The following is a 12,300-nucleotide window of genomic DNA, read 5'->3' as shown; positions in this document are numbered from 1 at the left end:
TAAGCAGAAGGGGGCGGAATGGGATGCGGCAGCAAGAACATGAGAAGCCATTTATTTATCTCGATCATGCGGCGACATCTTGGCCCAAGCCGGCCGCGGTAATCGAAGCGGTAAAGGATGCCATGGAGCATGATGGAGCAAATCCGGGAAGAGGAAGTCACGCAATGGCTATGCGAGCGAGCCGTATATTGTTTGACACGCGTAAATCACTTGCCAAGTTGTTCCGGATCAGTAATCCAAACGACATTGCTTTCGGGCTTAATACAACGATGGCATTGAATACGGCAATTAAGGGGTTTGCGAAGCCGGGGGATCACGTAATAGCGACTGCCGTAGAACATAATTCAGTCCGAAGGCCGCTTGAGTATTTGAAGAGGCTGGGCGTTATTGACGTAACCTATGTTGAGCCTAATGAAGCCGGGGAGTTAGAAGCGGAACAGGTGGAAGCTGCTATTCAACCGAATACGAAGCTGGTCGTAGTTAACCACAGCTCGAATTTATTAGGTTCTATACTACCGGTTGAAGCAATAGGTGAAATGACGCGTCGAAGAGGAATTAAGCTGCTGGTGGATGCTGCACAGACGGCAGGCCTACTGGATATAGACGTAGAGGCGATGGGGATTGATTTGCTCGCGTTTCCCGGCCACAAAGGGCTTCTAGGGCCGCAGGGGACAGGCGGACTATACATACACCCAGACGTTGATTTGGAGCCGCTAATGCACGGTGGGACGGGCAGTCAATCGGAGGCAATCGAGCAGCCTGCGGTGCGACCGGACCGCTTCGAAGCGGGAACACACAATACGGCGGGAATTAGTGGATTAAAAGCGGGCGTTCAGCATGTATTGCATGAGACCGTCCGAAACATCCATACTAAAGAATGGGCGCTGACGCAGCAGATGATGCAGGGATTACTTGAAGTGAATGATATTCGTATACTTGGGCCAGCACTTGGACGTCCGCGAACCGGTATCGTTTCATTCGTAATCCCGGGGGCAGATCCCTCGGAAATTGGATTTATTTTGGACCAGCATTACAACATAGCGGTTCGAACAGGGTTTCATTGTACGCCGCTTGCTCATGGCACAGCAGGGACATTAGAAACCGGTGCAATACGTGCAAGTGTGGGATGCTTTTCGACGGCTGACGAGGTAGAGACATTCGTTGGAGCGGTGAAAGAAATTAATCGACATTACAGCTAAGGTGAATCAACAGGGGAGAGAAACGAATCATGGATCAAATCATTGAGCGGCCGTTTGACTGGATCACGATAGGGCTGCTTGTCATTGCTGTCATTTTACTCATTAGAAGCTTTACCCTTAGCAATAAGCTGAAAAAGCTGCGCAAGAGCTATTCGCAGTTTATGGACGGGACCGGTGTCGAGGACCTGGAGCATGTTATTATTCATCTGAAGCAGCGGCTGCATGAACAAGAGGGAGGGCATGTCAGCTTGAAACAAACCGTTCAATCACTGGGCGAAACCGTAAGAAGGAAGAAAGGAAATGTAGGCATCCATCGCTACAATGCATTTGAAGAGCGAGGAAATGATCTGAGTTTCTCCATCGCAGTCATTAGTGATGAGAAGGACGGCATGGTGCTAAGCGGGATTCATGGCCGCGATCAGACGTTTATTTATGCGAAACCGCTCAAAGAAGGGCAGTCCAAATATACACTCACACCTGAAGAAATCGAAGCCATTAATCTGGCGTTGCGACGGGAAGCGTAGTCGGACGCGAGCATTTGACGATCGCCGAGAATAGGCTGTGAGCAATAATTTCCGACATGCGCATGACGAGATGAAGTCTGGTATTTTGCAGAACAAAATACTCCATAAACCCGCCTACATTCACGATGCCGGTAATATGGATATCTCCAACGGGCGGCAGATCCTTGTTGACGCCGGCACCCGGTCTGACGGGACCGTTGCCGACTTGGATACAGCCGACGCTCGCAGCTTGGCCGAGACACGCATCAATACCGATGACGAAGGGCTTGCGCGTACGTTTGTTGATATTGATTAACGTCTCGTCTAAGTTCATGGCATGCACGGGCTCCTCGAGCGTGCCGTAGAGATCGAAGAAGGGGCTGCGGTACTTGCTTAATGAAGTTCCAACAAGTGGGCCGAGCGAATCACCCGTGGAGCGGTCGGTGCCAACGCATACGACGACAATTCTCCGGTCGGATGGAATATTGTCGAGCAGATAAGTCATGCGATGAATAAGAAGGCCGGTAATGTTGGGCTCCGTGTAGGGGACTTTCAGCGGCGTTTCTTTCATTCCTGGCAATTTCATAGATTTCCCTCCCGTAAAACTCTATGAATGTCGATGGTACAAGCAAGAAGCTTTTGATAGAACGGCTGATGCAACGCTTGGTTACTAGTATATGGATGGGACAACCATTTTATACTCGGTCTGCAGGAAAGTTGTCATTCGGCACGCTTTGTCTTACGATCTGGGAAATGGCGGCGCATCAAGGCACACTGGGATATACGGCTGATGTTCCGTTTCAATAGGTACGGAAGGCTGCAACGATTCTGTGAAGGAGGAGAGCAGAGATGTTGATTGCATTCGACTCCACGCAGCAGGCGCTGCGGGCAGAGATGCTATTAGAATATGCTGATATTGAGATAGACATCCGTCCAACCCCCAAGCAAATAACAGCGGGCTGTGCTCTCTCAATTGAATTTCCGGACGAGAGTTTAGAAGCGGCAAAAGCAGTGATCGTTCAGGAACGGGTAGAAATCAGGGGGATATTTCGGCAGGTTGATGAACGATATGAACCGGTTGATTTGCAAGGGTAAATAAAAGTCCAATACAGGAGAAGGAGTGGGCGTTATGGAGAGAAAACAATTCGAGCTTGGGGATATCGTCCAGATGAAAAAACAGCACCCTTGCGGAACGAATGAAATGGAAATTATCCGCATGGGGATGGATATCCGCATTAAATGCGTAGGCTGCAAGCACAGCGTTCTTATCCCGCGGGCAAAGTTCGAGAAGAACCTCAAAAAGGTGCTTCGATCGGCTGCCGAGAAGGTTGAACAAGAGGGAGGAAGCGGTTCAGAAGCGGCCGAATGAAAAAAGCTTGCATTTGGACGAGCAGCATGGTAATATAATTTTTGCTGACTGACCTTTATGGAGAGGTACCCAAGAGGCCCAAGGGGGCTGACTCGAAATCAGCTAGGCGTGTCACAGCGTGCGTGGGTTCGAATCCCACCTTCTCCGCCATCATAAGCAAATTCAAACCGACTCGGTCACCGAGTCGGTTTTTTGCTTGTTATCGAATTCATTAATGGCAGTACGATCGTCGGCAAAGAAAAAAGGGCTCTTGCGAGCCCTTCTCCGACGGTGCTTAAGTGTAGAAAACAGTCATCACAAAGCTTTCGGTTAGAAACCTTGGTCACCGGTTTTTAATCGGTGTGCGTGTGTTACAGACACTGGTCTTTGGCACATCCCTCCGCTTCTATGCTGAGTGGACAAAATCTCCTTGAGGTTCGTGCACATTTAAGTTCAACGGAACCACACCTCTCTCTACACCGTCAAAGCTATGATGCTCCACAATGCCGGGGAATATTCAGACTTCGATCAAAATTATTTCATGTGTTTCCACTTGCGGTCTTTGTTCGATGTTGCCGGGAAAACGTCGCCTCTGTTCAGTCTGACCTTCTTCGGATTGTTTACGCCCATATGGAACGATGCTTCGCCGATCTCGATATACGTGCCATCGTTTGGCGCCCGGTCGCCCGGCCTGAATTCTGTCCATTCACCCATTGCTGCTGCACCTCCGTTAGTCACTGTTGGATAGGAAGGGAAGGGGATGACCCCGAGTATTAGTGTGCATCAGAAACGGGCCAGGCATGAACGGAAGAATGAGGCAGGACAAGCATGAAATCCGCACTTGTCAAGTACTCAGTAAATTTGATATAGTATTCAGGTATGCGAGAAAGAAATTTACTCGCTCCTTGCCCCTTAGAGGGGCCGCATAGTCCAAGAGGAGGTGAAACAAATGCGCAAATACGAAGTGATGTACATCATTCGTCCGGATGTGGAACAAGAGTCGGTACAAGCCCTGACTGACAAGTTCCAAGCAATCATCGGAAACGGCGGAGAGATCATTAAGCATGACGTGATCGGTAAACGCCGCCTTGCGTATGAGATCAATAAGGTTCGTGACGGTATTTACGTTCTCGTTCATTTCAATGCAACTCCAGCAGTTGTAGCTGAACTTGACCGCGTCATGAAAATTTCGGATGAAGTTATCCGATCCCTGATCACTAAAGATGTAGCCTAGTCTCATCTAGCGCAAGCGATGTTTTGATTGGAGGCGAAAGAACGATGTTGAACCGTGTTATTCTCATCGGCAGATTAACAAAGGATCCTGAAATGCGCTATACCCCTGCAGGCGTTGCGGTAACGCAATTTACACTTGCGGTGGATCGTCCATTTTCTAGCGGAGGCCAAGGCGAGCAGCGCGAACGCGAAGCGGATTTTATTCCAATCGTTACTTGGCGCCAGCTGGCTGAAACATGTGCCAATTATTTGCGCAAAGGCCGCTTAACGGCGGTTGAAGGCCGTATGCAGGTGCGGAATTACGAGAACAACGAAGGCAAGCGCGTCTATGTGACGGAAATCATTGCCGATAACGTGCGTTTCTTGGAATCCGGCAACCGGGATAACGGTCCGCGTGAAGAAGGCGGCAATTTCGGCGGTGGAAATGGAAACGGCGGTTACGGCGGAGGCAATCAAGGCGGCTTCGGCGGTAACAACGGCGGCGGTTCACAAGGCGGAGGCAACCGTTCAGGAGGTACACCTCGGAACAACAACGGCCGTGATCCGTTCTCGGATGACGGGCGCCCGATCGATATATCGGAAGATGATTTGCCATTCTAAACGAAAGGACGGATGAACATGAGCTTTAAACAAAGAGATGGTGGCGACGAGCGTCCAGAACGCAAATTCGGCGGCCGTAAAGGCCGTAACAAACGCCGTAAAGTATGTTTCTTCACAGCTAACAAAATTACACACATTGACTATAAAGATACGGACCTGCTTCGTAAATTTATCAGCGAGCGCGGCAAAATCTTGCCACGTCGTGTAACAGGAACAAGCGCGAAGTACCAACGCCTTCTGACGATCGCTATCAAGCGTTCGCGTCAAGTTGCGCTGTTGCCTTACACAACGGAATAGGAATATAAAAAAGGCAGCCAATTGGCTGCCTTTTCTTATGTATGGAGCTGTTAAAACTTGCTTGCCTGCTGCTCGGCATAGTCTCCGATAATGGGCAGCTTGAACCATTTGCCCTGAAGCGCAAGGAGCATGCAGACAATCCATAAAATAAATGCCAGCGGTGCTAGCAATAAACCAAGAAACCAGCCGATAAACGGAATAAAGCCGAGCACAATATTAAGAACAAACACGGTGACAAACACGATGACCGACTGCATCGCGTGGAACTTGACGAATGCACTTTTCTTCTCGATGGCAAGGAATAAAATGCCTGTTATGAAACAGCCGACGTAACAAAGCAAACCAACGACTTTGGGGTCGATGCCCGTCGATGATGGATCGGGTCCGAAATGCGGTGCCTGCATCCTTGGCTCACCATCCTTTGATAGCAATTTATTCCGGAAGCAGCCGAACTATGCAGATCCCCCCTATTTAGTTTCGTAATTGGCAGAGGGGCTTCAGCGTGTGTTCGTGGATGTATCGTAAACCATTTGTAACTTTCCCATGCAAGCTATCGTTTAGAATGAGGATAAAGCGTGTAAATAGATTCGCAGCAGATAGGAGCGTTACCTCATTATGTCACAGCCTCGAAAATCCAGAACATATAAATGGTTGGCTGCAATTATAGCCTTTGTCGTGCTGGGCGTCGCCCTAGGATATTACAATCGCAGTGCGCTTGCCATGTGGGGCTTTGACACGTTCTTGTCCCACAGCGTGGCGAAGAAGCTGGAAGGCTCCTACAAGCCGCTGGAAGGCCGTCCAATGCCGGTAGAGACTGTCTATAGGAAAGAGGAGCCTTTCTCCATGCTGCTCCTTGGCGTCGATCAGAGGGACAAGGAAATCGGCCGATCCGATACGATGATTTATACCGTCATCCGGCCCATAGACGGTGCGATTCTGATGATCTCCATCCCGCGTGATACGTATGTCGATATCGTCGGCAAAACAACGAAGTCCGGTGAGCAGTGGCAGGACAAGATTACGCATGCGTACGCGTTCGGCGGCGCGAATATGTCGGTTGAAACGGTGGAGAAGTTGTTTGGCACCGGAGTCAATCATTATGCTACAATTAACTTCGCGGGCTTCCGGGATGTCATTAACGCCATGGGCGGCATATCGCTTCCCATCACGGAAGATCTTGTGAATGACGATGCCGATCATGAGAAGTTCGTGGTCAAAGCAGGCAAGGATCTGTATGACGGCACAGAGGCGCTAAACTACGTACGTTACCGGGAAGATGCCGGAGGGGATACGAGCCGCGCAGGCCGCCATCAGGTGTTTCTCAATGCCATTATGAACAAAGCCTCCAATGTCAGTCAGTGGTCGAAAATTCCGCAAATGATTGAAATTATGGGCAGCAATTTCAGTACCGACCTGACGCCCGAGCACTTGATCGATTTGGCAAAAAGCATGCTGCAAAGCGACAACCGCACGATCTACAGCCATACGCTGAAAGGCGAAGGACATCGTAAAGTAAGTCACGGTGCGTGGTATTATTTTGCGGACGAAGAAGATTTGGCAAAAACCTCGGCTCTCATCGAGGCTTGGCTGGACCCGGCCAAAACGAAGGCGCAGCTGCCGCTTCCAGAGGACTATCAGAACAAAATCGACAAACCGGTGGAGTCGTTATCAGCCAAGCCGGCGGATAGCACTGCGAAGAAATAAGGCAGCAAGCCATTTTGCCCAAAGCTCTTCCTGCAAACGGATGAAGAAGAAGGGAAGTGGGCGACACGCATGAATATCGCATTTTTCTTATTACCGAAACAAGAAGTAGTGTGGCTGACCATGGATGCGACGCTTCGGCAAACGCTCGAGCGTATGGAGCATCACCGTTACACGGCAGTGCCGATTCTGGACAATGAAGGGCATTATGCCGGTACATTGACGGAAGGCGATTTGCTCTGGTACATGAAGAACAACCCGCAGGTAACGTTCGAACAGACGAACAAAATCAAGCTTTCAGAAGTACAGATGCGGCTCGCTAACCGCTCCGTCCTCATTGATGCCAATATGGAAGACCTTGTATCGCTGGCCAAGGTGCAAAATTTCGTGCCGGTGATTGATGATATGAACCGGTTCATCGGCATCGTTCGCCGCAGCGACATTATTGATTATTGCGAAGCCATCATCGTTAAAGCGATTGAAGCCAAGAAAGAAATGGCCGCAGGTTGAAGCGAAACGCCGTCCTCGGAAGAGGGCGGCGTTTTTTGCATTGTGCCGCAGGGGGGCTGCCAGTCGTCCGTGCGGGGATGGGAGGCCTGTGTGGCCATACTTGTTTTATGATATAATGGGGAGTAAAGCTTAGGCTTCGCACTAGTAACTAAAGCAAGAGGTGAACGGGTTGAAAACCGGTTTGAAATCCATACTGTGGAGCGCCGCGGCACTGCTGCTGCTACTTGCGATCGCCGTGCCGCTGCTGAATGCGGTCGCATTGGTCGTCATGATGGTACCCATGGTTATGTTGTACACGACGCTGTCGAAACGCTCGTTTGCACTGCATATGGCAGTTGTATACGGCATCGGCGTCGTTGTTTTGGGCCCGGCCGCGCTGATTGTAGGCTTGTTCTTCTTGGTGCCATCTATTGTGATGGGGCATATGTACCGCAAGGGTTCGCCTGCACGCAAGACGCTGACGGCCGTCATTCTGACGCTGCTTGCACAGTTGCTGCTGGAGCTTGTGCTCTTCGATGTCCTCTTCGACTTCTCGCTGCTGCGGGAAATTCGCAGCGTCATCGTCGGGACGGTGGACAGCTTAAACCAGCAAGGGCTGATGCCAAGCGTGTGGACGGCCGAAGTTACAGAGTCCTACATCCAGAATCTCATTCATTCTATTCCGTTGTTTCTCTTTGTCTCATCGTTCATGCTGGCGGTGCTTGCGCATGCCATTGCAGGGCCTGCGCTCCGCGCGTCGGGAATAACCATTCCCCGGCTGCAGCCGGCAAGAGAATGGAAGCTGCCGCGAATTTTTGTCATTTACTATTTAATCGTCTTGGTAGCGGATATGGCTGTGCCGAACAACGGTACTTCGTTCATGACGGTGGCGCTTCATAATTTGGTTCCGCTGATGCAGCTCGTCTTCTCCATTCAGGCGATGGGATTCTTCTTCTTCCTGGCGCATGAGCGAAAATGGAATAAGTCGATTCCGGTGCTGTTGTCCATTATCGTTGCGATTTTTCCGCCGTTTAGCTTGATCGGGGTGCTGGATGCAGCCTTTCCGATCCGAAGAGCGTTTAAGAAATCGTGACAACAGGGGCGAAATAGAAGATGCCAAAGTTTTTAATTAAACGATGGCACGGGATGCACCATTTGTGGGCGTTCGTGCTGATGATTTTGTTGACGGTGGCGCTTGCGGCGTACGAATGGAAGCTCGGCATGGTCGGACTTCTGTTGTCCGGCGCCATAGGCGTGTATTCCGTCATGGCAGAGCGGGCGTTCCGCCGAGATCTGAAGATGTACCTCGGGACGCTGTCCTATCGCGTGAAGAAGGCTGGTAATGAAGTCATCAGCGACTTGCCGTTCGGTATTATTCTCTATAACGAAGAAAAGACCGTGGAATGGCATAATGCGTTCGTCACGCACATGCTGGAGCGGGAGTCCGTCGTTGGCGAGTCACTGGAAGACTTATTCCCTTCGCTATCGCAGGCGAAGGAGCGGGAAGGCACGATGGAGGCGGCAATTGGCGGCTCCATCTACGAGCTGATGTTTCGCTTCGACGAGCGGCTGCTGTATTTGCGCGATATTACGCAGCGCTGGCAGCTGGCGAAGCGCTACGAGGAAGAGAAGCTTGCGCTTGGCATCGTCATGATGGATAACCTGGAAGAGGTTACACAGGGGATGGATGACCAGCAGCGGAGCACGCTCTTGTCCAAGGCAACCGCCGAGATTACGGAGTGGGCGAGCAAATTCCATGTCTACCTGAAGCGGCTTACGTCAGACCGCTATCTTGTCATTACGGATCAGCGGACGCTGAAGCAGCTGGAGCTGTCTCGCTTCGTGCTGCTTGATGAGGTGCGCGAGATTACCGCGGAGAACAAAATTCCGATGACGCTCAGCGTCGGGTTCGCAGCCGGCGCAGAGAGCATCGTCGAGCTTGGCCACTGGGCGCAGACGAGTCTCGACATCGCGCTCGGCCGCGGCGGCGATCAGGCGGCGGTCAGAATCGGCCAGCGGCAATCGTTCTACGGCGGCAAATCCAATGCCGTAGAGAAGCGCACACGCGTGCGTGCGCGCGTCGTGGCGCATGCGCTTCGCGACCTGATGCGCGACAGCGACCGTGTGGTCATCATGGGGCATAAGATGCCGGATATGGACGCGATCGGAGCGGCCATCGGCGTGTTGAAGGCCGCGCTGCTGTTCAACAAGGAAGCGTATATCGTGCTGGAAGGCATCAATCCTGCGATTCAGAAGATGATGGAGATGCTGAAGGAAGACGAACGCTTCGCCAAGCGGTTCATCTCGCCGGAGCATGCGCTTGGCATTGTGGACCATAAGACGCTCGTCGTCGTCGTCGACACACACAAAGCGTCGATGGTGAAGGAGCCGAGGCTGTTGGCGCTGACAGACCGAATCGTCGTCGTCGACCATCACCGACGCGGCGAGGAGTTCATCTCAAATACAATCCTGGTCTATATGGAGCCATATGCCTCGTCTACGTGCGAATTGATAACGGAGCTTCTGCAGTACATTCACGACCGAGTACTGCTGGATGTGAAGGAAGCGACTGCGCTGCTGGCGGGCATCACGGTCGATACGAAGAGCTTCTCGCTTCGCACCGGCTCACGGACTTTCGAAGCGGCCTCTTTCCTTCGCCGCAACGGCGCGGATTCCACGCTCATCCAGCGGATGCTGAAGGAAGACCTAACTGAATATATCAAGAAAGCGGAAATGATCAAGCTCGCGGAAATCGTCTATGATCATATCGCTATTGCCGTGACGGAGCAGGGACGCCAATATTCACAGCTCCTTATCGCACAGACGGCGGATACGCTGCTCAATATGACGGACGTTCTGGCTTCCTTCGTCATCGGCGAACGGCCAGACGGATTAATCGGCATCAGCGCACGGTCGCTGGGCCACATGAACGTGCAGGTTGTCATGGAAAGAATGGGCGGCGGCGGTCACTTGACGAATGCCGCGGCTCAGATGGAAGGCACCGCAATCGAAGCGGCGCAGCGTCTGAAGCAGGTGCTGCGCGAACTCAATACGGAAGAGGGGTTATTTGAATGAAAGTGATTTTTCTGCAAGACGTAAAAGGACAGGGCAAGAAGGGCGAAATCAAGGAAGTCTCTGAAGGGTACGTGCGTAATTTCTTGTTCCCGAAAAACCTTGCAAAGCCGGCATCGGACGGCAACCTGAAGACGCTGGACCTGCAGAACGCGGCAGAGAAGCGCAAAAAAGAGAAAGAGAAGGAAGATGCGCAGGCGCTGGCTAGCCGCTTGGAAGCATTGAAAGTCGTCGTGAAGACCAAAGCCGGCGAAGGCGGCCGTCTGTTCGGCGCCATTACGAGCAAGCAAATCGCCGAGGCGCTTGAGGCGCAGGGCGTGAAGATCGACAAACGCAAGATTGAGCTGGAAGAGCCGATCCGTACGCTGGGTGTTACGCAGGTAACGGTGAAGCTGCATCCCGAAGTGAAAGCGAAGCTGAGCGTCCATGCCTCGGAAGAATAACGCAAACGAAGGAGCCAGGGGAGACATGAGTGACGAGCTGACGATGTTTGACCGCGTGCCGCCGCAGAACATGGAAGCGGAGCAGGCGGTGCTGGGCGCGGTCTTGCTGCAAACAGAAGCGCTCATTACGGCCATGGAGCGGCTGCGGAGCGAGGACTTCTATCTGCCGTCGCATCAATTGATTTACGATGCGATGGTGGAGCTCGGCGAAGCCAGCCAGCCGATCGACTTGGTCACCCTGACGGCTTACCTGCAGGACCGGCAGCAGCTGGAGGAAATCGGCGGCGTCAGCTATTTGTCGCGGCTTGGCAACTCGGTACCGACGGCGGCGAACGTGGACTACTACGCGCAAATCGTAGAAGAAAAGTCCATGCTGCGCCGCCTTATTCGTACGGCGACCAATATCGTCTCGGACGGCTATGCCGCGGCAGACGACGTTGGCCTTATGCTGAGCGACGCGGAAGCACGCATCATGGAGCTGTCCAACCGACGCTCCAGCAGCGGATTTATATCGATCCGCGACGTGCTGATGGACGTATTCGAGCGGGTTGAGCACTTGTACTCCAACAAAGGCGGCTCGACGGGAATCCCATCGGGCTTTACCGATTTGGACAAGATGACATCCGGCTTCCAGCGCAATGACTTGATCATCGTTGCGGCGCGTCCTTCTGTAGGGAAGACGGCGTTCGCGCTGAATATTGCCCAGAACGTAGGCGTTCGTGCCCGCGAGACGGTCGCGATCTTCAGTCTCGAGATGTCCGCAGCCCAGCTCGTGCAGCGGATGATCTGCGCCGAATCCAACGTCGACGCGGGCCGCATGCGTACAGGGTATCTGGAAGGCGACGATTGGGAAAAACTAACGATGGCGATCGGCTCGCTCTCGGAAGCGCAAATCTACATCGACGATACGCCGGGCATTACAGTGGCCGATATTCGGGCGAAGTGCCGTCGGCTCAAGAAGGAACGCGGCCTTGGCATGATTCTGATCGACTACCTGCAGCTCATCCAAGGGCGGGGCAAGGCCGGCGAGAACCGGCAGCAGGAAGTATCCGAGATTTCCCGTACGCTGAAACAGATCGCGCGTGAGCTGGAAGTGCCGGTTATCGCGCTGTCGCAGTTGAGCCGGGGCGTTGAGCAGCGGCAGGACAAGCGTCCGATGATGTCTGACCTTCGGGAATCCGGTTCCATCGAGCAGGATGCCGATATCGTAGCGTTTCTATACCGGGACGATTACTACGATAAGGAATCGGAGAAGAAAAATATCATCGAAATCATTATCGCCAAACAGCGGAACGGTCCTGTCGGCACCGTTGAGCTTGCTTTCTTGAAAAATTTCAATAAATTTGTCGGCTTGGACCGTTCCCATCAGGAACCGGGCCACGCATCCTAGTAATTTGAACCGGGATGCCGCAGTG

Annotated in this window: 16 protein-coding genes and 1 tRNA gene; 14 read left to right on the top strand and 3 right to left on the bottom strand. The window is 52.4% G+C overall.

Annotated elements, in window-relative coordinates:
• Nucleotides 1–23: 23 nt before the first annotated feature.
• Entirely contained in the window at nt 24–1,199 is a 1,176-nt protein-coding gene (locus KXU80_RS18455) for an aminotransferase class V-fold PLP-dependent enzyme (protein ID WP_219834672.1), read from the top strand.
• Between the two features lie 29 nt (nt 1,200–1,228).
• On the top strand, nt 1,229–1,723 hold the full coding sequence (locus KXU80_RS18450; protein ID WP_219834671.1) for a DUF4446 family protein: 495 nt from the start codon (nt 1,229–1,231) through the stop codon (nt 1,721–1,723).
• Here KXU80_RS18450 and yyaC read toward each other — a convergent pair.
• Nucleotides 1,695–2,288 (bottom strand): spore protease YyaC, encoded by a 594-nt coding sequence (gene yyaC / locus KXU80_RS18445; protein WP_219834670.1) that lies wholly within the window; start codon nt 2,286–2,288, stop codon nt 1,695–1,697. The two genes, KXU80_RS18450 and yyaC, sit on opposite strands and share 29 nt — an antisense overlap.
• A gap of 263 nt (nt 2,289–2,551) precedes the next feature.
• On the opposite strand from yyaC, the gene KXU80_RS18440 reads away from it, so the two are divergent.
• The 3 genes from KXU80_RS18440 to KXU80_RS18430 all read left to right on the top strand — a co-directional run bounded on the left by KXU80_RS18440 (nt 2,552) and on the right by KXU80_RS18430 (nt 3,221).
• Nucleotides 2,552–2,797: a putative Se/S carrier protein gene (locus tag KXU80_RS18440; protein ID WP_219834669.1), complete on the top strand. Its 246-nt coding sequence runs from the start codon at nt 2,552–2,554 to the stop codon at nt 2,795–2,797.
• A gap of 34 nt (nt 2,798–2,831) precedes the next feature.
• Nucleotides 2,832–3,071: a DUF951 domain-containing protein gene (locus KXU80_RS18435; RefSeq protein ID WP_219834668.1), complete on the top strand. Its 240-nt coding sequence runs from the start codon at nt 2,832–2,834 to the stop codon at nt 3,069–3,071.
• A gap of 59 nt (nt 3,072–3,130) precedes the next feature.
• A tRNA-Ser gene (locus KXU80_RS18430) sits at nt 3,131–3,221 on the top strand.
• A gap of 363 nt (nt 3,222–3,584) precedes the next feature.
• On the opposite strand, the gene KXU80_RS18425 is transcribed toward KXU80_RS18430, so the two are convergent.
• The gene (locus KXU80_RS18425; RefSeq protein ID WP_219834667.1) at nt 3,585–3,764 is read right to left on the bottom strand and encodes a YjzC family protein; all 180 of its coding nucleotides are present in this window, start codon (nt 3,762–3,764) and stop codon (nt 3,585–3,587) included.
• A 235-nt stretch (nt 3,765–3,999) separates the two neighbouring features.
• On the opposite strand from KXU80_RS18425, the gene rpsF reads away from it, so the two are divergent.
• The 3 genes from rpsF to rpsR are packed head-to-tail and all read left to right on the top strand — an operon-like array spanning nt 4,000 to nt 5,180.
• Nucleotides 4,000–4,284, top strand: coding sequence for a 30S ribosomal protein S6 (gene rpsF, locus KXU80_RS18420; protein WP_219834666.1), 285 nt, complete (start codon nt 4,000–4,002; stop codon nt 4,282–4,284).
• Between the two features lie 44 nt (nt 4,285–4,328).
• The gene (locus tag KXU80_RS18415; RefSeq protein WP_219834665.1) at nt 4,329–4,883 is read left to right on the top strand and encodes a single-stranded DNA-binding protein; all 555 of its coding nucleotides are present in this window, start codon (nt 4,329–4,331) and stop codon (nt 4,881–4,883) included.
• 18 nt (nt 4,884–4,901) lie between these two features.
• Nucleotides 4,902–5,180, top strand: coding sequence for a 30S ribosomal protein S18 (gene rpsR / locus KXU80_RS18410; RefSeq protein WP_090649321.1), 279 nt, complete (start codon nt 4,902–4,904; stop codon nt 5,178–5,180).
• Between the two features lie 50 nt (nt 5,181–5,230).
• Here rpsR and KXU80_RS18405 read toward each other — a convergent pair whose 3' ends face one another.
• Nucleotides 5,231–5,584 carry a DUF4870 domain-containing protein gene (locus tag KXU80_RS18405; RefSeq protein WP_219834664.1) on the bottom strand — a complete coding sequence of 118 codons (354 nt, stop codon included), beginning with the start codon at nt 5,582–5,584 and terminating at the stop codon, nt 5,231–5,233.
• A 211-nt stretch (nt 5,585–5,795) separates the two neighbouring features.
• On the opposite strand from KXU80_RS18405, the gene KXU80_RS18400 reads away from it, so the two are divergent.
• The 6 genes from KXU80_RS18400 (at nt 5,796) to dnaB (ending at nt 12,275) form a co-directional block, all read left to right on the top strand.
• A complete protein-coding gene (locus KXU80_RS18400) occupies nt 5,796–6,884 on the top strand; it encodes an LCP family protein (RefSeq protein ID WP_219834663.1) in 1,089 nt (362 codons plus the stop codon).
• Nucleotides 6,885–6,953: 69 nt separating this feature from the next.
• Entirely contained in the window at nt 6,954–7,391 is a 438-nt protein-coding gene (locus KXU80_RS18395) for a CBS domain-containing protein (protein WP_219834662.1), read from the top strand.
• A 169-nt stretch (nt 7,392–7,560) separates the two neighbouring features.
• A complete protein-coding gene (locus KXU80_RS18390) occupies nt 7,561–8,463 on the top strand; it encodes a DUF2232 domain-containing protein (RefSeq protein ID WP_219834661.1) in 903 nt (300 codons plus the stop codon).
• Between the two features lie 20 nt (nt 8,464–8,483).
• Nucleotides 8,484–10,445, top strand: coding sequence for a DHH family phosphoesterase (locus KXU80_RS18385; protein WP_219834660.1), 1,962 nt, complete (start codon nt 8,484–8,486; stop codon nt 10,443–10,445).
• On the top strand, nt 10,442–10,885 hold the full coding sequence (rplI, locus tag KXU80_RS18380; protein WP_219834659.1) for a 50S ribosomal protein L9: 444 nt from the start codon (nt 10,442–10,444) through the stop codon (nt 10,883–10,885). Before KXU80_RS18385 ends, rplI begins: the two co-directional genes overlap by 4 nt.
• Nucleotides 10,886–10,910: 25 nt before the next feature.
• Complete coding sequence (dnaB, locus tag KXU80_RS18375; protein WP_219834658.1) at nt 10,911–12,275, top strand: replicative DNA helicase; 1,365 nt, start codon at nt 10,911–10,913, stop codon at nt 12,273–12,275.
• Nucleotides 12,276–12,300 lie beyond the last annotated feature (25 nt).

The sequence above is a fragment of the Paenibacillus sp. R14(2021) genome (genome assembly GCF_019431355.1).
Classification (GTDB): domain Bacteria; phylum Bacillota; class Bacilli; order Paenibacillales; family Paenibacillaceae; genus Paenibacillus_Z.
This window is presented reverse-complemented; position numbering and strand designations above follow the sequence as displayed.